The organism is Microbacterium sp. 13-71-7 (assembly GCF_002257455.1).
In the GTDB taxonomy this organism is placed as follows: domain Bacteria; phylum Actinomycetota; class Actinomycetes; order Actinomycetales; family Microbacteriaceae; genus Microbacterium.
On the sequence record NZ_NCKN01000061.1, the window covers coordinates 1 to 18,282 of the forward strand.

16 protein-coding genes and 1 pseudogene are annotated in these 18,282 nt (G+C 69.2%); 14 read left to right on the forward strand and 3 right to left on the reverse strand.

Annotated elements, in window-relative coordinates:
- The 7 genes and pseudogenes from B7X32_RS08050 to B7X32_RS08080 all read left to right on the forward strand — a co-directional run.
- A pseudogene (locus B7X32_RS08050) lies at positions 1-159 on the forward strand (glycine cleavage system protein H); the annotation flags it as partial.
- Between the two features lie 2 nt (positions 160-161).
- On the forward strand, positions 162-3,032 hold the full coding sequence (gene gcvP / locus B7X32_RS08055) for an aminomethyl-transferring glycine dehydrogenase (RefSeq protein ID WP_292718356.1): 2,871 nt from the start codon (positions 162-164) through the stop codon (positions 3,030-3,032).
- A gap of 195 nt (positions 3,033-3,227) precedes the next feature.
- Positions 3,228-4,856: an ABC transporter substrate-binding protein gene (locus B7X32_RS08060; protein ID WP_292718358.1), complete on the forward strand. Its 1,629-nt coding sequence runs from the start codon at positions 3,228-3,230 to the stop codon at positions 4,854-4,856.
- Between the two features lie 171 nt (positions 4,857-5,027).
- Entirely contained in the window at positions 5,028-5,954 is a 927-nt protein-coding gene (locus B7X32_RS08065; RefSeq protein ID WP_292718360.1) for an ABC transporter permease, read from the forward strand.
- Positions 5,947-6,888 carry an ABC transporter permease gene (locus tag B7X32_RS08070; RefSeq protein WP_292718362.1) on the forward strand — a complete coding sequence of 314 codons (942 nt, stop codon included), beginning with the start codon at positions 5,947-5,949 and terminating at the stop codon, positions 6,886-6,888. Before B7X32_RS08065 ends, B7X32_RS08070 begins: the two co-directional genes overlap by 8 nt.
- Positions 6,885-8,558, forward strand: a complete 1,674-nt coding sequence (locus tag B7X32_RS08075; RefSeq protein WP_292718363.1) for an ABC transporter ATP-binding protein — start codon at positions 6,885-6,887, stop codon at positions 8,556-8,558. Before B7X32_RS08070 ends, B7X32_RS08075 begins: the two co-directional genes overlap by 4 nt.
- A 5-nt stretch (positions 8,559-8,563) precedes the next feature.
- Positions 8,564-9,139 carry a PH domain-containing protein gene (locus tag B7X32_RS08080; RefSeq protein ID WP_292718364.1) on the forward strand — a complete coding sequence of 192 codons (576 nt, stop codon included), beginning with the start codon at positions 8,564-8,566 and terminating at the stop codon, positions 9,137-9,139.
- Positions 9,140-9,264: 125 nt separating this feature from the next.
- Here B7X32_RS08080 and B7X32_RS08085 read toward each other — a convergent pair whose 3' ends face one another.
- A complete protein-coding gene (locus tag B7X32_RS08085; protein ID WP_292718365.1) occupies positions 9,265-10,227 on the reverse strand; it encodes a hypothetical protein in 963 nt (320 codons plus the stop codon).
- 242 nt (positions 10,228-10,469) lie between these two features.
- Positions 10,470-11,267 (reverse strand): CPBP family intramembrane glutamic endopeptidase, encoded by a 798-nt coding sequence (locus B7X32_RS08090; protein ID WP_292718367.1) that lies wholly within the window; start codon positions 11,265-11,267, stop codon positions 10,470-10,472.
- 103 nt (positions 11,268-11,370) lie between these two features.
- Here B7X32_RS08090 and typA point away from each other — a divergent pair, with 103 nt between their 5' ends.
- Complete coding sequence (gene typA, locus B7X32_RS08095) at positions 11,371-13,281, forward strand: translational GTPase TypA (RefSeq protein ID WP_292718368.1); 1,911 nt, start codon at positions 11,371-11,373, stop codon at positions 13,279-13,281.
- 112 nt (positions 13,282-13,393) lie between these two features.
- Here typA and B7X32_RS08100 read toward each other — a convergent pair whose 3' ends face one another.
- A complete protein-coding gene (locus B7X32_RS08100; RefSeq protein WP_292718370.1) occupies positions 13,394-13,942 on the reverse strand; it encodes an XRE family transcriptional regulator in 549 nt (182 codons plus the stop codon).
- 65 nt (positions 13,943-14,007) lie between these two features.
- Between B7X32_RS08100 and B7X32_RS08105 the strand changes: the two genes are divergently transcribed.
- From B7X32_RS08105 to B7X32_RS08130, 6 genes are all read left to right on the forward strand, one after another.
- Positions 14,008-14,763, forward strand: a complete 756-nt coding sequence (locus B7X32_RS08105) for an AzlC family ABC transporter permease (protein WP_292718371.1) — start codon at positions 14,008-14,010, stop codon at positions 14,761-14,763.
- A complete protein-coding gene (locus tag B7X32_RS08110) occupies positions 14,760-15,074 on the forward strand; it encodes an AzlD domain-containing protein (protein WP_292718372.1) in 315 nt (104 codons plus the stop codon). Before B7X32_RS08105 ends, B7X32_RS08110 begins: the two co-directional genes overlap by 4 nt.
- Positions 15,075-15,083: 9 nt before the next feature.
- Entirely contained in the window at positions 15,084-15,512 is a 429-nt protein-coding gene (locus tag B7X32_RS08115; protein ID WP_292718373.1) for a histidinol dehydrogenase, read from the forward strand.
- 9 nt (positions 15,513-15,521) lie between these two features.
- Entirely contained in the window at positions 15,522-15,842 is a 321-nt protein-coding gene (gene fdxA, locus B7X32_RS08120; protein ID WP_045272231.1) for a ferredoxin, read from the forward strand.
- An 8-nt stretch (positions 15,843-15,850) separates the two neighbouring features.
- Positions 15,851-16,963: a succinyldiaminopimelate transaminase gene (gene dapC, locus B7X32_RS08125; protein ID WP_292718374.1), complete on the forward strand. Its 1,113-nt coding sequence runs from the start codon at positions 15,851-15,853 to the stop codon at positions 16,961-16,963.
- A gap of 144 nt (positions 16,964-17,107) precedes the next feature.
- Positions 17,108-18,282 (forward strand): citrate synthase (locus B7X32_RS08130; RefSeq protein ID WP_292718376.1); only part of this gene is annotated, 1,175 nt, incomplete at its 3' end.

Below are 18,282 nucleotides of genomic sequence, written 5' to 3' on the forward strand. Positions count from 1 at the left end.
GGCACGGTCCTCGAGATCAACGACGCCGTCGTCGACGACCCGTCGCTCGTCAACTCCGCTCCTTTCGAGGGCGGCTGGCTGATCAAGATCTCGGTCGCGGCGGGAGCCGTCGACGGTCTTCTCGACCGCGATGCCTACGTCGCACACACGGAGGGCTGAGAGTGACCGCGTTCCTCGACCGTCACATCGGCACCACCGCCGACGCCCAGCGGGCGATGCTCGACGCGATCGGCATCGCGTACGGCGCCGACGAGCGTCCCGTCGACGCCCTCATGCGCGAGGCCGTCCCCGCCTCGATCCGCTCGGCCGCCGATCGCGTCAGCGTGCTGCCGGCCGCGGCGAGCGAGGCGGAGGCCCTTGCCGAGCTGCGCTCCCTCGCGAACCGCAACACGGTGAACCGTCCCATGATCGGCCTGGGCTACTACGGCACGCTCACGCCCAGCGTGATCCAGCGCAACATCCTGGAGAACCCGTCCTGGTACACGGCGTACACGCCGTACCAGCCGGAGATCTCGCAGGGCCGCCTGGAGGCGCTGATCAACTTCCAGACCATGGTGTCCGAGCTCACCGGCCTCGACACGGCGAACGCGTCGATGCTCGACGAGTCCTCCGCCGTCGCCGAGGGCATGCTGCTCGCGCGGCGCGGATCCAAGGCCGCGTCCCACACGTTCGTGGTCGACGCCGATGCGCTGCCGCAGACCAAGGCGCTGCTCGCCACGCGCGCGGCGGCGCTCGGGATCGAGCTCGTCGAGCGCGACCTCGCGGGCGGCGAGACGCTGCCCGACGACCTGTTCGGCGTGTTCGTGCAGTACCCGGGAGCCTCGGGTCGGATCTGGGATCCCTCCGCGGTCATCGATGCGGCACACCTCGCCGGCGGCCTCGCGGTCGTCGCGGCCGATCTGCTCGCGCTCACCCTGATCGCCTCGCCGGGCTCGCTCGGCGCGGACGTCGCCGTGGGCACCACGCAGCGGTTCGGCGTGCCGATGGGCTTCGGTGGCCCGCACGCCGGCTACATGGCCGTGCGCTCGGGGCTGGAGCGCCAGCTGCCCGGCCGCCTCGTGGGCGTCTCGCAGGACGCGGACGGCCACCCGGCCTACCGCCTCGCGCTGCAGACCCGCGAGCAGCACATCCGCCGGGAGAAGGCCACGTCGAACATCTGCACCGCGCAGGTGCTGCTGGCCGTCATGGCGTCGATGTACGCGGTCTACCACGGCCCGGAGGGGCTGAAGGAGATCGCCTCCGGCGTCGCGTCGAAGGCCCGCTTCCTCGCCACTCAGCTGGAGAAGGCCGGCGCGGAGATCGTGCACGCCGACTACTTCGACACCATCACCGTGCGCATCCCCGGCCGGGCCGAGGCGATCGTCGCCGACGCCCACGCGGCGGGGATCCTGCTGAACCCCGTCGATGCGGACACGGTGAGCATCGCCGCCGACGAGACCACGACCTACGAGGACATCCTCGCCGTCGCGACGGTGTTCGGCGCGGGCGAGGGCTCGTTCGCGTACATCCCGGTCACGAGCGTGCCCGCCGCACTCGCGCGCCAGGACGAGTACCTCACGCACCCCGTGTTCCACGCGCACCGCTCCGAGACCGCCATGATGCGGTACATGAAGAGCCTCGCCGACCGTGACTACGCGCTCGATCGCGGCATGATCCCGCTCGGATCCTGCACGATGAAGCTCAACGCCGCGACCGAGATGGCCGCGATCACCTGGCCCGAGTTCGCGCAGCTGCACCCGTTCGCCCCCGAGACCGACGTGCAGGGCTCGCTCGAGCTGATCGACCAGCTCGAGGCGTGGCTCGCCGACGTCACGGGCTACGACGCGGTCTCCCTGCAGCCGAACGCCGGCTCGCAGGGCGAGCTCGCGGGCCTGCTCGCGATCCGCGGCTACCACCTCGCGAACGGCGACGATCACCGCACCGTGTGCCTGATCCCTTCGTCCGCGCACGGCACCAACGCCGCCTCCGCGGTGCTGGCGGGCATGAAGGTGGTCGTCGTCGCGACCGATGAGCTGGGCAACGTCGACCTCGACGACCTGCGTGCGAAGATCGCGCAGCACGCCGACGAGATCGCCGCGCTCATGATCACGTACCCGTCCACGCACGGCGTGTACGAGCACGACGTGCTCGACATCACGGCGGCGGTGCACGCGGCCGGCGGCCAGGTGTACATCGACGGCGCGAACCTGAACGCACTGCTCGGCTACTCCCGGTTCGGCGATCTGGGCGGCGACGTCTCGCACCTCAACCTGCACAAGACCTTCGCGATCCCCCACGGCGGGGGCGGCCCCGGTGTGGGCCCCGTGGCGGCCAAGGCGCACCTCGCGCCGTACCTGCCGGGACACCCGCAGGCGCAGCGCACCGCGCACGCCGGCGGCTACGTCTTCGAGGGCGGGCCCGTCTCGGCGGCGCCCTACGGATCCGCCGGCGTGCTGCCGATCTCGTGGGCGTACGTGCGGATGATGGGTGCCGAGGGTCTGCGCGACGCGACCGCGGCGGCGGTGCTGGCGGCGAACTACGTCGCCGCGCGCCTCGGCGAGCACTACCCCGTGCTGTACTCGGGGGAGCAGGGCCGGGTCGCGCACGAGTGCATCCTCGACCTCCGTCCGCTCAAGGAGGCGACCGGCATCACGGTCGACGATGTCGCCAAGCGCCTCATCGACTACGGCTTCCACGCGCCGACCATGTCGTTCCCGGTCGCGGGCACGCTCATGGTGGAGCCCACGGAGTCGGAGGATCTCGGCGAGCTCGAGCGCTTCGTGGAGGCCATGATCCAGATCAAGGCAGAGGCCGACGAGGTCGCCGCGGGCGTCTGGCCGGCCGACGACAACCCGCTCGTGCACGCCCCGCACACGGCGGCGTCGCTCCTGCTGGGCGAGTGGGACCACGCCTACACCCGGGAGAAGGCGGCGTACCCGACGCATGCGCTCATCGCGGGCAAGTACTGGCCGCCGGTGCGCCGGATCGACAACGCGTACGGAGACCGGAACCTGGTGTGCGCCTGCCCGCCGGTGGAGGCGTTCGCGCTGTAGCATCCGCGCGAGCCGCACGCACGACGAGGCGCCCTGGGAACGGTCCCAGGGCGCCTCGTCGTTCAGGTCACCAGTAAGTAACGGTTAACGGCACGCATTCGTGCGATCGGCGGATCGGCGGTTAGGCTCAGGTATCCCTGAGCACTCGACGACGAGTGTGCAGATTGCTGTCAACTGTCCACAGGAGGACACAACGTGAAGCGCAACAAGATCGCCCTCGCGGGCATCGGGCTGCTTGCGGTGGGCGCACTCGCCCTCGCCGGCTGCTCCAGCAAGTCGGGCGGCGGAGACAACACCGCCTCGGCCGGTGGCAACTCGAACGCCATCATCAAGGTCAACGGTTCCGAGCCCGAGCACCCGCTCGTCCCCACCAACACCAACGAGGTGGGCGGCGGCAAGATCCTCGACTCGCTCTTCGCGGGCCTGGCGTACTACGACGCCAAGGGCAAGCTCGTCAACGACATGGCGGAGTCGATCAAGGTCGACGACGCGAGCACGCTGACGGTCAAGATCAAGCAGGGCAACACCTTCTCCAACGGCGAGAAGGTCACGGCCGACAGCTTCATCAACGCCTGGCAGTACGGTGCCAAGTTCTCGAACAAGCAGCTCAACCAGTCCTGGTTCGCCGACATCGAGGGCTTCAGCGACAGCGCCGACTCCGAGCTGACCGGTCTGAAGAAGACCGACGACTACACGTTCACCATCAAGCTGGCGAACCCGGTCGCGGCGGACTTCTCCCAGCGCCTCGGCTACTCGGCCTACTACCCGCTTCCCGCGGCTGCGCTGACCGACATGGACAAGTTCGGTGAGAACCCGATCGGCAACGGTCCGTACAAGTTCGCCAAGGAAGGCGCCTGGCAGCACAAGGTCCAGCTCGACCTCGTGAAGAGCGACTCCTACAAGGGTGGCCGCCAGGCGAAGAACGGCGGACTGGACTTCATCTTCTACCCGACCGCCGACGCCGCCTACGCCGACCTGCAGAGCAACAAGGTCGACGTGATCGACCAGATCCCTGCAACCGCGCAGCAGACGTTCGAGTCCGACCTGGGCGACCGTGCGGTCAACCAGCCGGCCGCGATCTTCCAGTCGTTCTCGATCCCGGGCAACGCCGAGCACTTCACGGGTGACGAGGGCAAGCTGCGTCGCGAGGCCATCTCGATGGCCATCGACCGCGCCTCCATCACGAAGACGATCTTCAACAACACCCGCACCCCGGCCAGCGACTTCACCTCGCCGGTCATCGCGGGCTGGTCGGACTCGCTCAAGGGCGCCGACGTGCTGAAGTTCGACGCCAAGAAGGCGAAGGACCTGTGGGCCCAGGCCGACAAGATCTCGCCGTGGTCCGGCACCTTCCAGATCGCGTACAACTCCGACTCCTCCCACCAGGCTTGGGTCGACGCGGTCTCGAACCAGCTGAAGAACAACCTCGGCATCGACGCCTCGGGCAACCCGTACGTCGACTTCGCCTCGCTCCGCAAGGACGTGAACGCGCGCACCATCAAGACCGCGTTCCGCACCGGCTGGCAGGCCGACTACCCGGCGCAGTACAACTTCCTGCAGCCGATCTACGGCACCAAGGCGTCGTCGAACGACACGGACTACTCGAACCCCGAGTTCGACAAGCTCGTCGCCAAGGGCGCTTCGGAGTCCGACCAGTCGGCGGCCACGAAGGACTACGCGCAGGCGCAGGAGATCCTCCTGCAGGACCTCCCGGCCATCCCGCTGTGGTACTCCAACGTGAACGGCGGCTACGCCAAGGGCGTGAACAACGTCCAGTTCGGTTGGAACTCGGTTCCGCTGTACTACGAGATCACCAAGGGCTGACCTGCTCGAGTGATCACAACCGCGAGGCGGTGACGACCACGTCACCGCCTCGCGGGCTGTCCAAAACAGTGTCGTGCGCGTCGAACACGTGACACGATTCTCAGTGAGGCGCCGAACCGGCACAGATCGTGCCGGTCACCCGGGGCGCCTCCTCATCTGGAGGGAGGGCGAATGTTCGGATATATCCTCAAACGCCTCTTGCAGGTGATCCCCGTGTTCCTCGGGGCCACCCTGCTCATCTACTTTCTGGTGTTCGCCATGCCTGGCGACCCCATCGCGGCGCTCTTCGGCGACAAGCAGCCGAGCAAGCAGCTGCACGACGCCCTCGTGGCGCAGTACCACCTCGATCAGCCGTTCATCGTCCAGTACGGCTACTACATCGCCGGCATCTTCCGCGGCGACATGGGCACGACGTTCTCCGGACAGTCCGTCAACGACGTGCTCGCGGCGACGCTGCCGGTCACGGGGCGTCTGGCGGTCATGGCGATCGGCATCGAGTTCGTGCTCGCGATCATCATCGGAACCGCGTCGGCGCTGCGCAAGGGCAAGATCTTCGACAACTCGATGCTCGTCGTGTCGCTGATCTTCATCTCGCTGCCGATCTTCGTGATCGCGTTCCTGGCCCAGTACTTCCTGGCGGTCAAGCTGCAGTGGTTCAGCCCGACCGTCGGCGGAGACAACAACTGGGGCGACATGTGGCTGCCCGCACTCGTGCTGGGCGTCAGCCTGTATGCGACGAGCATGCGCCTCATGCGCGGATCCGTCATCGACACGCTCAACCAGGACTGGGTGCGCACCGCGTACAGCAAGGGCCTGCCGCGGCGACGCGTCATCCCCGTGCACGTGCTGCGCAACTCGCTGATCCCGGTGATCACGAACTCGGCGACGAACTTCGGCGTCCTCCTGGTCGGTGCGACCGTGACGGAGGGCATCTTCAACATCCCCGGCGTCGGCAACACGATGTTCCAGGCGATCCGCCAGCACGAGGGGCCGACCATCGTCTCCTTCGTGACGGTGTTCGTCATCATCTACGTGCTCGTCAACCTGCTCGTCGACCTGCTCTACGGCCTGCTCGACCCGAGGATCCGCTATGTCTGACACCAGCGCGACGCACTACGTCGCTCCCATTCCCGAAGGCACCGTCGCGGTCGACGCGATCAAGATCGCGGAGAAGCCGTCCAACCTCTGGCGCGATGCCTGGGCGGACATGCGCAAGCGTCCGATGTTCTGGATCTCGCTCGTGATCGTGCTGATCGTGCTGCTCATGGCGATCTGGCCGACGCTCTTCACGCAGACGCCGCCGAACAGCGACTGCCACCTGGAGAACTCCAACGGCGGACCGGCCGCGGGCCACCCGCTCGGATACACGTTCCAGGGCTGCGACATCTACGCCCGCACCGTGTGGGGTGCGCGCACCTCGCTCTCGGTGGGTCTCATCGCGACCCTGATCGGCTCGGTCGTCGGACTCATCATGGGTGCGCTGGCCGGCTTCTACGGCGGCTGGCTCGACGGGCTGCTGTCCCGCGTCGGCGACATCTTCTTCTCGATCCCCTACATCCTCGCGGCCGTCGTCGTGATGAGCGTGTTCGCGCAGTACCGCAACGTGTTCACCCTCGCGCTCGCGATCGGTGGATTCGCGTGGGCCTCGACGGCCCGCGTCGTCCGCGCAGAGGTGCTGAGAGTGCGGCAGGCCGACTTCGTGATGGCGTCCCGCGCCCTCGGGAAGTCGCGCTTCGGCACGCTCGTGTCGCACGTGATCCCGAATGCCATCGCCCCGCTGCTCGTCGTCACGACGCTGAGCCTCGCCGCCGCGATCGTCGCCGAGGCGACGCTCTCGTTCCTCGGCGTCGGTCTCGGCAGCGACACCATGAGCTGGGGCAACGACATCAGCCAGGCCCAGGCCTCGCTGCGTGTCGCGCCGATGGCGCTCATCTATCCCTCGATCGCGCTGACCATCACGGTGCTCGCGTTCATCATGCTGGGCGAGCTCGTGCGAGACGCCCTCGACCCGAGAGCGAGGGCGCGCCGATGAGTGCATCGACCGACACTCCGCTGCTGCGGATCCGCGACCTGAAGGTCGCCTTCGACACCCAGTCGGGTTCGAGGGAGGTGCTGCACGGCGTCAACCTCGAGCTGTTCGCGGGCGAGACGCTGGCCATCGTGGGCGAGTCCGGATCCGGCAAGTCGACGACCGCATCCGCGATCGTCAACCTGCTGCCCGGTACCGGACACGTGACGGCCGGCAGCATCACGCTGGACGGTCAGGAGCTGACCGGGCTCACCGAAGGGCAGATGGAGAAGATCCGCGGCCGCGAGATCGGCTACGTGCCCCAGGATCCGATGTCCAACCTCAACCCGGTGTGGTCGATCGGCTTCCAGGTCAAGGAGGCGATCCGTGCGAACGGACTGGCCTCCGGGCGCAAGGAGATCGAGGCTCGTGCCATCGAGGTGCTGCAGCAGGCCGGTCTCGCCGACGCCGCCAAGCGTCTGCACCAGTACCCGCACCAGTTCTCGGGTGGCATGCGTCAGCGCGCGCTGATCGGCATCGGCCTCGCGGCCGACCCGAAGCTGCTGATCGCGGACGAGCCCACCTCGGCGCTCGACGTGACCGTGCAGCGCGTGATCCTGGATCACCTGGCGTCGCTGACGCAAGAGAAGGGCACCTCGGTGCTCCTGATCACGCACGACCTCGGCCTCGCGGCCGAGCGCGCCGAGAAGATCATCGTCATGCAGAACGGCGAGATCGTCGAGGCGGGGCCGAGCCGCGAGATCCTGGAGAACCCGCTGCACCCGTACACGAAGAAGCTCGTGGCCGCGGCCCCGAGCATCGCGTCGCAGCGCATCCAGGCCGTCGCCGAGAAGCGCGGGATCGAGACGAGCGAGGACATCGCCGGCATTCCGCCGACGGTCTCCGTGCGGGGTCTGACCAAGGACTACAAGATCCGTCAGGGCCAGTTCCGCAGCGTTCCGTTCCGTGCCGTCGACGACGTCTCGTTCGACATCCCGAAGGGCAAGACGCTGGCGCTGGTCGGCGAGTCCGGTTCGGGCAAGTCGACCGTGGCGAAGATGGTGCTGAAGCTCGAGGAGCAGACCTCCGGGTCCATCCACATCGACGGCTCGGACGTGTCCGGCCTGTCCGGTCGGGAGACGCTCGCGCTGCGCCGTCGCATGCAGCCGGTGTTCCAGGACCCGTACGGGTCCATGGATCCGCTGCGCAACATCGGCAACACGATCTCCGAGCCGCTGGACATCCACGGCGTCGGCGACAAGGCCTCGCGGCATGCGCGCGTGCTGGAGCTGCTCGACCAGGTCTCGCTGCCGCGAGAGCTGGCCACGCGGTACCCGAACGAGCTGTCCGGCGGTCAGCGTCAGCGCGTCGCGATCGCGCGCGCTCTGGCGCTCAAGCCCGACATCGTCGTCCTCGACGAGGCGGTCTCCGCGCTCGACGTGCTGGTGCAGGACCAGATCCTGAAGCTCCTCGCCGAGCTGCAGAACGAGCTCGACCTCACGTACCTGTTCATCACGCACGACCTCGCGGTCGTGCGCGTCGCGGCCGACATGGTCTGCGTGATGGAGAAGGGCAAGCTGGTCGAGCAGGGCACGGTGGACGAGATCTTCGCCAACCCGCAGCAGGAGTACACGGAGCGTCTGCTCCAGGCCATCCCCGGCGTCTCGATCGCCCTGGGTGGTCGCAGCGCGTGAGTTCGATGGATCAGATGCCCGTGGGCGCGCGGACCTACCGCGCGTCCACGGGCATCGCCGTACTGGTCGTGAGCTCGATCCTGGCCGTCTTCCTGCTCGGCGACGCGGTCGTGCGCGGCAGCTGGGCGCAAATGCTGCTGTACGCGCCCTGGGTGCTGCTCGTCCTGTGGCTGATCTACGTGATCAGCGTGGTCTCGATGGTGCGGGTCGACGAGGACGGCGCGAAGGTGCAGAACTTCCTGCGCCGCACCGCGTTCGGCTGGCACCGAGTGAGCGAGCTCGACCTGCGCTGGCAGCTGGACTTCACCCTCGACGACGGCAGGAAGCTGGCGTGCTGGGGCGGCCCCGGCCGGATCCAGTCGCCGCGGCTGAGCAGGCGCTCCGGCGAGCTCAAGGTCCCGCAGAGCCTGCAGACCCTCACCGAGGTGCGCACCCGCTGGGAGAACGCGGTCGAGCGGCCGGCGCGCACGGCGGGGGAGGGCGTCGACGCCCCGATCCGCCGCGGCTGGGACTGGCCCGCGATCGGCGCCCTGGTCGCGATCGTCGCCTGGGCCGCGATCGCCGTCGCCGTCACCCGCTGACGCGCTCCGCCGTCGCCCTGGTTTGTGGCCGGCTTCTGGCCGGCGATCTGGCCGCGAGACTCCAACTGGGCGACGAGACTGCGGTCGTGGAGCGCAGTCTCGTCGCCCAGTTGGAGTCTCGCGGGTCAGTGCAGGGCGTCGCGGAGGGACGCGAGCAGGAACGGGTCGGCGGGGAGCGGGCGCGGCACGCGCGCTGTGCGGAGGATGTCGATGAGCGGATCCAGTTCTCGCAACTCGGGCCAGCCCCACCGGATCCGGCGCGCGGCGCGGCGCAGAAGCCGGGCCTCGCGACGCTTCTCCTTGAGGATCGCCTCCGTCGGATCGCCGAACTCCCCGCCGTACTTGACGGCCCCGTCCGCCTCGCCGATGAGATCCCGCGAGCGCCAGAAGAAGTCGACGCGGTCTTCGACGCCATCGATGAGGAACGTCACCTGCGTCTCCGGCAGCTCGAAGCCGGCGAACTCCATGGCGGCGAGGCTGAGGGACTCGAGCACGCTCTCCGGCACGCCGCTCGCCCGGTCGAGAGCCCAGCGGGCCCTGCGCCGGTTGCGCGAGGAAAGGCGCGACTCGTTGATCGCGCGAAGCCGGGCCGCCGTCAGGTGGGGCGTGCGACGGATCAGCGCATCGGCGTAGGCGAGACCGGCGCCGGGAGACGAGGCGCGGGCCACGTCGACGGCGGTGTCCGCCGCCGACGTCAGCCGGATCCCGTCGATCTCGTCGATCGCACGCCGATCGACGGAGGTGAGGACCCGAACGACGCCCGAGACGCGACTGGTCCTGTCGGGATCCAGGACGAGGACGGGATCGCTCTGCCTCCCGAGGAAGACGCCGCGGAGAGCGGCCGCGGAGGCGCCGCAGAAGACGAACCCGGGGTGGGCGAGGTTCACGGCATGCACGCGAGTCAGGTAGCGGTCCCAGGGCGCCGAGTCCTCCCACTGCCTGACCGGCGCGTAGACGCCCGGGACGACCCGGACGAGATCGCCCTGCCGCCAGGCCCGGTCGAGGACGGTCGTGTTCGCCGCGCCGTGCGAACGCATCAGTTCGACCGGAGCGGGCGTCAGCGCGGGCGTGAGAATCGAGTTCAGCATGCGCCGATCCTCCGCGAACCGCGTCTCCCATGGCTCTCGCCTCACAGGATCCGTGTCGAACTCCCCGCCCTGCCCGCCTGTGCAGACCGAAGCGCTCACCCTCCGCATCTGACCGCGAGACTCCAACTCCGCGACGAGACTGCGGTCCAGCAGCGCAGTCTCGTCGCCCAGTTGGAGTCTCGCGGTCAAAGAGAGCGGGCGGGCCGAGCGGGCGGCGGGCCGAGCGGGCGCCGGGGAGGGCGTCAGTGCGACGGGAGGCCGAACAGGGCGGGCCACGTCGAGGCGGCCCAGGGGTAGCCGACGAAGACGGCCGCGTCGATCAGGAAGTGCGCCACGAGGAAGGGCAGCAGCCGGCCGGTGCGCAGGAACAGGAAGCCGAACAGCAGTCCCATGCCGAGGTTGCCGATGAACGCGCCCGGGCCCTGGTACAGGTGATAGCTCGCGCGCAGCACGGAGGTGGCGAGGATGATCGTCCACGGACCCCAGCCGAGCTGCCGCAGCCGGGCGAAGAGGTATCCCAGCACCACGAACTCCTCCTGCACGGAGGCGCGGGCGGCGGAGAGCAGCAGCACCGGGATCGTCCACCAGTATCCGCTCTGCGGGCCGGGGTCCACGGCGACGAACAGGCCCATCGCGCGTCCGGCGAGATAGAGCGCGAGGCCGGGGATCCCGATCGCGAGCACGAGGGCGACGCCCTGGCCGGCGTCGCGGCCGATGCGGTCGCCGTCCAGGCCCAGCGCGCCGAGGTGCGGGCGCGCCGGACGCCAGAGCAGGAAGCACACCAGCAGGACCGGGACCACGGAGAAGCCGATCCCGAGCACCTGATAGAGGAAGTCGAACAGCTCGCGGCTGGACTGCGAGGGATTCAGCGTCGCGGTCTGGTCCGCGAGCGGGGTGGAGAGGGACAGGCGGTCCAGGAGCTGGACGACCGCGTACACGGCGGACTGCCCGAGGCCGAGGCCGAGCACGATCGCGATCTCCCAGCCCAGGCGCTTCCCGGACGGGGCATCCGGCGGGTCGAGCGGCAGGGCGATCCTCATGCGATGAGCGTACGCGTCGCCCTGCAGAGGACGTCCAGGAGCGGTGATGTAACCTGAAGAGTCCGGAATCCCGGGCGAAACCCCAGCTGCATTGGATTCCTTCATGGCGCACGCCCTCCGTTCCGATCTCCGCAACGTCGCCATCGTCGCGCACGTCGACCACGGCAAGACCACGCTCGTGGACGCCATGCTCCGCCAGACCGGTTCCTTCGGCGAGCACGCGCACGTCGAAGAGCGCGCGATGGACTCGAACGACCTGGAGCGTGAGAAGGGCATCACGATCCTCGCCAAGAACACGGCGATCACCTACAACGGCATCCACACCGAGACCCCGATCACGATCAACGTGATCGACACCCCGGGCCACGCCGACTTCGGCGGCGAGGTCGAGCGCGGCCTGTCCATGGTCGACGGCGTCGTGCTGCTCGTGGACGCGAGCGAGGGCCCGCTTCCGCAGACCCGCTTCGTGCTGCGCAAGGCCCTCGAGGCCAAGCTCCCCGTGATCCTGCTGGTGAACAAGACCGACCGTCCGGACGCGCGCATCGCCGAGGTCGAGGAGGAGGCGCACGACCTGCTGCTGGGTCTCGCATCCGACCTCGTCGACGACGTCCCCGACCTCGACGTCGACGCGCTGCTCGACGTGCCCGTCGTGTACGCCTCCGGCCGTGCCGGCGCCGCGTCCCGCACCCGACCCGACAACGGCGCGCTGCCCGACAACGCCGATCTGGAGCCGCTGTTCGAGGCGATCCTCGAGCACGTCCCGGCCCCCGCCTACGACGACGAGGCGCCCCTGCAGGCCTGGGTCACGAACCTCGACTCCTCGCCGTTCCTCGGCCGCCTCGCGCTGCTGCGCGTCTTCAACGGCACCCTCAAGAAGGGCCAGACCGTCGCCTGGGTGCGTGCGGACGGATCCACCAGCAACGCGCGCGTCACGGAGCTGCTGAAGACCCGCGCGCTCGAGCGCTACCCCGCGGAGGAGGCAGGCCCCGGCGACATCGTCGCGATCGCCGGCTTCGACAACATCACGATCGGCGAGACGATCGCCGACCCCGAGGACGTGCGTCCACTCCCGGCCATCACGGTCGACGACCCCGCGATCTCGATGACCATCGGCACCAACACCTCGCCGCTCATGGGCAAGGTCAAGGGCCACAAGCTCACCGCGCGCATGGTCAAGGACCGCCTGGACCGCGAGCTCATCGGAAACGTCTCGCTCAAGGTCGTCGACATCGGCCGCCCGGACGCCTGGGAGGTCCAGGGCCGTGGCGAGCTCGCGCTCGCGATCCTCGTCGAGAACATGCGCCGCGAGGGCTTCGAGCTCACCGTCGGCAAGCCGCAGGTGGTCACGAAGAAGATCGACGGCAAGACCTACGAGCCGTTCGAGCACCTCACGATCGACACCCCCGAGGAGCACCTCGGCGCGATCACCCAGCTCCTCGCGAACCGCAAGGGCCGCATGGACAACATGACCAACCACGGCACCGGCTGGGTGCGCATGGAGTTCATCGTCCCGTCCCGCGGTCTCATCGGCTTCCGCAGCGAGTTCCTCACCACGACCCGCGGCACCGGCATCGCCAACGCGATCTCGCACGGTTACGAGCCCTGGGCCGGCCAGATCACGACCCGTCAGAACGGCTCGATCGTCGCCGACCGCTCCGGTGTGGTCACCCCGTTCGCGATGATCGCCCTGCAGGAGCGCATGTCGTTCTTCGTGCAGCCCACCGAAGAGGTCTACGAGGGCATGGTCATCGGCGAGAACTCGCGTGCCGACGACATGGACGTGAACATCACCAAGGAGAAGAAGCTCACCAACATGCGCTCCTCCACGGCCGACAACTTCGAGTCGATGACGCCGCCGCGCCTGCTGACGCTCGAGGAGAGCCTCGAGTTCGCGCGTGACGACGAATGCGTCGAGGTCACGCCGGAGAAGGTCCGCATCCGCAAGGTGATCCTGGATGCGACGACCCGCGGGCGCGAGGCCTCGCGCCAGAAGCGTCAGGACGCCAACGCCTGATCGGCGTCTGCTCGAAACGGCCCGTCTGCCTCGGCAGGCGGGCCGTTCGCGTACCCTGCGGGCCGTGCGCGCCGCGCTCCGTGCGCGCCGCGCTCCGTGCGCCCGGTGCGGCTCAGCGCAGCTCGGAGATGAGCACCGCGGAGGTGCCGGGCTCGAGAGCCTCGAACACGTGGGACGCGTCGCCGGGGTAGGAGAGGTAGTCGCCGGGGTGGAGCTCCTCCGAGGCGTCGGCGGGCCCGATCATGGCGCGTCCGCTGATCAGCACCACATGCTCCGTGGTGCCCACGTGGTGCGGCTGCGAGCGGCGCGGCTCGCCCGGCTCCGCCTGGATGATGTAGAGGTCGCGGCGGGCGCCCGGGGGACAGGCCGCGATCAGTGTCGCCAGATACGGCGCCGCGGCAGAGGGCACGCCCGCATGCTCGCCCGCACGGATCAGGGTCGGCGCGTTCGTGCGCTCCTCGACGAACGCGGCGAACGGCACCCCCAGCGCGTCGGCGATCGCCCACAGCGTCTCGACGCTGGGACCCGAGGATCCGCTCTCCAGCTGCGACACCGTCCCCTTGGAGACGCCGGCACGGCGGGCGAGCTCGGAGACGGAGAGTCCCGCGGCCTCGCGCTCTCGACGCAGGGACCGGGAGATGCGCTCACGGAGATCATCCATGCGGCCAGTATTTCAAACGATCGTTCGCCTTGACAAACGAATTACCCTTGTTCAGAATGATCGTCATGCGTTCAGAGGAACGAACGATCGAGAGCGGATCCGAGGACGAGGCCGCCGCCGAGGTGCGCGTCGCACGTCGGGAGGCGCTCGGCGTCGCCCTCGCCACGAGCGCGTACGGGATATCCTTCGGCGCGCTCGCCGTCACCAGCGGCTTCGACGTCTGGCAGACGTGCGTGCTGAGCCTGCTGATGTTCACCGGCGGATCGCAGTTCGCCTTCGTGGGCGTGATCGGGGCGGGCGGCCTCGCCGCCGCACCCGCGGCGATCGCCTCGGCGCTGCTGCTCGGCGTGCGCAACGTCGCCTACGGCATGCGGATGTCGCCGGTGATCGGTCGCGGAGCACTCCGGCGCGGCCTGGCCGCGCCGTTCACGATCGACGAGTCCACCGCCGTGTCGCTCGCACAGCGCTCGCCACGGGCGCGCCGCGTCGGGTTCTGGATCACGGGCGTGGGGATCTACCTCGGCTGGAACCTGACCACGCTGCTCGGTGCGCTGCTAGGCGACGTCCTCGGGGATCCGAAGACCTACGGACTGGATGCGGCCGCCGCCGCCGCGTTCCTCGCGCTGCTGTGGCCGCGGCTGCGCAAGCGCCAGGCCATCGCGGTCGGGATCGCTGCCGCCGCCGTCGCCACGGTCCTCACACCTGTGCTGATCCCCGGTCTTCCGGTGCTCGTCGCGGCGTTCGTCGCGATCGTCGTCGGCTGGTTCAACTGGTTCGCGCCGCAGGGCGCTGCCCGGACGTCGGGGGAGGGGGCGGCATGACCCTGTGGAACGCCGTGCTGCTGGCCGCGATCGGCTGCCTGGCGCTCAAGGGCGCGGGCTATCTGGTGCCGGCATCGGTGCTCGAGGCGCCGCGCCCGGCGCGGATCACCGACCTGCTGACGGTCGCGCTGCTGGCCGCCCTCGTGGCCGTGCAGACGCTCGCCGCGGGCCCGCACATCGTCGTGGACGCCAGGGTGCCGGCGTTGCTCGTCGCGGCGGGGCTCCTGCTGCTGCGTCAGTCCTTCCTCGTCGTGGTGATCGCCGCCGCGGCGGTAGCGGCTCTCCTGCGGCTCCTAGGGTGGGCCGCGTAAGCTCGGACCGTGCGTGGATCGTGGCTCGGCAGAGCGCTGTCGTGGGTGGCCCTGTTCGTGGTGGGGGCGGTGTTCGGCCTCGCAGCGACGGTCACTCACGCGACCTCGGTCTGGGGCCTGCCGTGGGTCGGCCTGGTGCTCGGCGCCGTCGCGTGCGGCGGGATGCTCCTCGCGGTGCGGCTGCTGCTGCACGACCGCTGGGGCGCGCTCGCGACGGGGCTGGGAATGCTCCTGGGCATGGTCGTGATCTCGGGCCGCGGGCCCGGCGGCTCGGTGATCGTCCCGAACGATCTGCTGGGTGTGACCTGGACGTGGACCGTCGCGGTGATGGTGCTCCTGGTCGCCGCGTGGCCCGACTTCTCGCGGATCCGCCGGCTCCAGCAGGAGCAGGCCGCCCGAGCGCGGGTGGCGGGAGAAGGGCCCGTCGACGGGTCGTAGACTGGGTCCGTGACATATGTGATCGCTCTTCCCTGCGTCGACGTGAAGGATCGTGCCTGCGTCGACGAGTGCCCCGTGGACTGCATCTACGAGGGTGAGCGATCCTTGTACATCCACCCCGACGAGTGCGTCGACTGCGGCGCCTGCGAGCCCGTGTGCCCCGTCGAGGCGATCTACTACGAGGACGATCTCCCCGAGGAGTGGGCGGACTACTACAAGGCGAACGTCGAGTTCTTCGACGAGATCGGGTCTCCCGGTGGCGCGGCCAAGGTCGGCGTGATTCACCACGACCACCCCGTCATCGCCGTGCTCCCGCCGCAGGGCGAGTAACCGCCGCCATGTCCGTCCGCGATCTGGCCGACTACCCCTGGGACGCGGTCACCCCGTTCCGTGAGCGTGCGGCCGCGCACCCCGACGGCATCGTCGATCTCGCGATCGGCTCCCCGGTGGATCCGACGCCCGAGATCATCCGCCATGCGCTCGCCGAGGCGACCGACGCGCATTCGTATCCGCAGACGGTCGGCACCCCGGCCGTGCGCGAGGCGATCGTGGACTGGTACGCACGGCGCCGCGGGGTGCCGGACCTCCGGGTGGACAACGTGATGCCCACGATCGGCTCCAAGGAGCTCGTGGCGCTGCTGCCGACCCTGCTGGGCCTCGGCGCCGGCGACATCGTGGTGCAGCCGCGCGTCGCCTATCCGACGTACGCGGTCGGCGCGCAGGTCGCCGGAGCGACGGTCGTGAGCGAGGACGATCCCGCGCTCTGGCCGGAGGGCGCCAAGCTCATCTGGATCAACACCCCCGGCAACCCCGACGGACGCACCTGGAGCGTCGACGAGCTCGCCGCGGCGGTGCGGCGGGCGCGCGAGCTGGGCGCGATCCTCGCGAGCGACGAGTGCTACGCCGAGCTCGGCTGGGACGGCCCGTGGGCGAGCGAGCCCGTGCCCTCGGTGCTGGATCCGCGCGTCACGGGAGGGACCAGGGCAGGCCTGCTCAGCGTGTACTCGCTCAGCAAGCAGTCCAACCTCGCCGGCTATCGCGCCGCGTTCATCGCCGGCTGCGCCCGCGTCGTGGGGGAGATCCTCACCGCCCGCAAGCATCTGGGTCTCATGCCGCCGGCGCCCGTGCAGCACGCCATGGCCGTGGCCCTGCGCGACGACGAGCACGTGGCGGCGCAGAAGGAGCGCTACCGGCAGCGGCGGGACGTGCTGCGACCGGCGCTCCTCGACGCGGGCTTCCGGATCGACGGCTCCGAGGCGGGCCTGTACCTGTGGGCCACCCAGGGCCGTGACGCGTGGGAGTCCATGGGCGTGCTCGCCGACCTGGGGATCCTGGCGGGGCCGGGGCCGTTCTACGGCGAGCACTCGCCGCAGCACGTGCGGCTCTCGCTGACCGCGCCGCTCGAGCGGATCGAGGCGGCGGCGGCACGTCTGCGCGGAATGGCTTCGTAGCTTTCCACAGGGGTCCAGGCGTCACTCTTGGTCGTTTTCACAGTAGGTCTGTGCGCGGACTAGGCTGTATGAGCGACGCGATCGCGGGCCCACCGGCACGGATCGCGCATCCCCCACACGAGACAGACGCATGAGGAGGTCTGCGTGAGCGCAGCGGGCGAGCGGCCTACGAAGGCAACGCTGACAGTAGGCGACAAGACCGCGGAGTTCCCGATCCTGCACGGCACCGACGGGCACGCCAGCATCGACTTCTCCACCCTGACCAGGCAGACCGGCCACACCGGTCTCGACTACGGCTTCGTGAACACGGCCTCGACCAAGTCGGAGATCACGTTCATCGACGGCGACAAGGGGATCCTGCGCTACCGCGGCTACCCGATCGAGCAGATCGCGAACTCCTGCTCGTACCTCGAGGTCGCCTGGCTGCTCATCTACGGTGAGCTGCCGAGTGCGACGGAGCTGGCGGAGTTCGACGAGAAGATCCGCCGGCACACGCTGCTGCACGAGGACCTCAAGCACTTCTTCTCCGCACTGCCGCACACGGCGCACCCCATGTCGGTGCTGTCGAGCGCGGTCGCGGCCCTCTCGACCTACTACGAGGGCGAGACGGACGTGAACAACCCGGAGCACGTCGAGCTGAACATGGTCCGCATGCTCGCCAAGCTCCCCGTGATCGCGGCGTACGCGCACAAGAAGAGCGTCGGCCAGGCGTTCCTCTATCCGGACAACTCGCTGAGCTTCGTGGACAACTTCCTCAAGCTCAACTTCGGCGTGCACAGCGAGCCCTACGAGATCAACCCCGTCATGTCGCGGGCGCTCGAGCTGCTGCTGATCCTGCACGAGGATCACGAGCAGAACGCCTCCACCTCCACGGTGCGCCTGGTCGGCTCCACCGGGGCGAACCAGTTCGCCTCGATCTCCGCCGGCATCCAGGCGCTCTCCGGGCCGCTCCACGGCGGTGCGAACGAGGCCGTGCTGACGATGCTCGGCCAGATCCGCGACTCCGGCCAGAGCGTGCAGCGCTTCGTGGAGCGGGTGAAGAACAAGGAAGACGGCGTGAAGCTCATGGGCTTCGGGCACCGCGTGTACAAGAACTACGACCCGCGTGCGAAGCTCGTGAAGGCCGCGGCCGACGAGGTGCTCACCGAGCTCGGCGTCACGGATCCGCTGCTCGACCTCGCGAAGGAGCTCGAGGAGATCGCCCTCGCGGACGACTACTTCCAGGAGCGTCGCCTGTACCCGAACGTCGACTTCTACACCGGCGTGATCTACAAGGCGATGGGCTTCCCGACGCGCATGTTCACGGTGCTGTTCGCGAT

Bases quoted from the DNA above. Each gene is read 5' to 3' on its own strand.
- B7X32_RS08070 (WP_292718362.1), top strand. From the start codon at position 5,947: ATGTCTGACACCAGCGCGACGCACTACGTCGCTCCCATTCCCGAAGGC.
- B7X32_RS08110 (WP_292718372.1), top strand. From the start codon at position 14,760: ATGACCCTGTGGAACGCCGTGCTGCTGGCCGCGATCGGCTGCCTGGCG.
- typA (WP_292718368.1), top strand. From the start codon at position 11,371: ATGGCGCACGCCCTCCGTTCCGATCTCCGCAACGTCGCCATCGTCGCG.
- B7X32_RS08085 (WP_292718365.1), bottom strand. From the start codon at position 10,227: ATGCTGAACTCGATTCTCACGCCCGCGCTGACGCCCGCTCCGGTCGAA.
- B7X32_RS08075 (WP_292718363.1), top strand. From the start codon at position 6,885: ATGAGTGCATCGACCGACACTCCGCTGCTGCGGATCCGCGACCTGAAG.
- dapC (WP_292718374.1), top strand. From the start codon at position 15,851: ATGTCCGTCCGCGATCTGGCCGACTACCCCTGGGACGCGGTCACCCCG.
- B7X32_RS08090 (WP_292718367.1), bottom strand. From the start codon at position 11,267: ATGAGGATCGCCCTGCCGCTCGACCCGCCGGATGCCCCGTCCGGGAAG.
- B7X32_RS08105 (WP_292718371.1), top strand. From the start codon at position 14,008: ATGCGTTCAGAGGAACGAACGATCGAGAGCGGATCCGAGGACGAGGCC.
- B7X32_RS08080 (WP_292718364.1), top strand. From the start codon at position 8,564: ATGGATCAGATGCCCGTGGGCGCGCGGACCTACCGCGCGTCCACGGGC.
- B7X32_RS08065 (WP_292718360.1), top strand. From the start codon at position 5,028: ATGTTCGGATATATCCTCAAACGCCTCTTGCAGGTGATCCCCGTGTTC.
- B7X32_RS08100 (WP_292718370.1), bottom strand. From the start codon at position 13,942: ATGGATGATCTCCGTGAGCGCATCTCCCGGTCCCTGCGTCGAGAGCGC.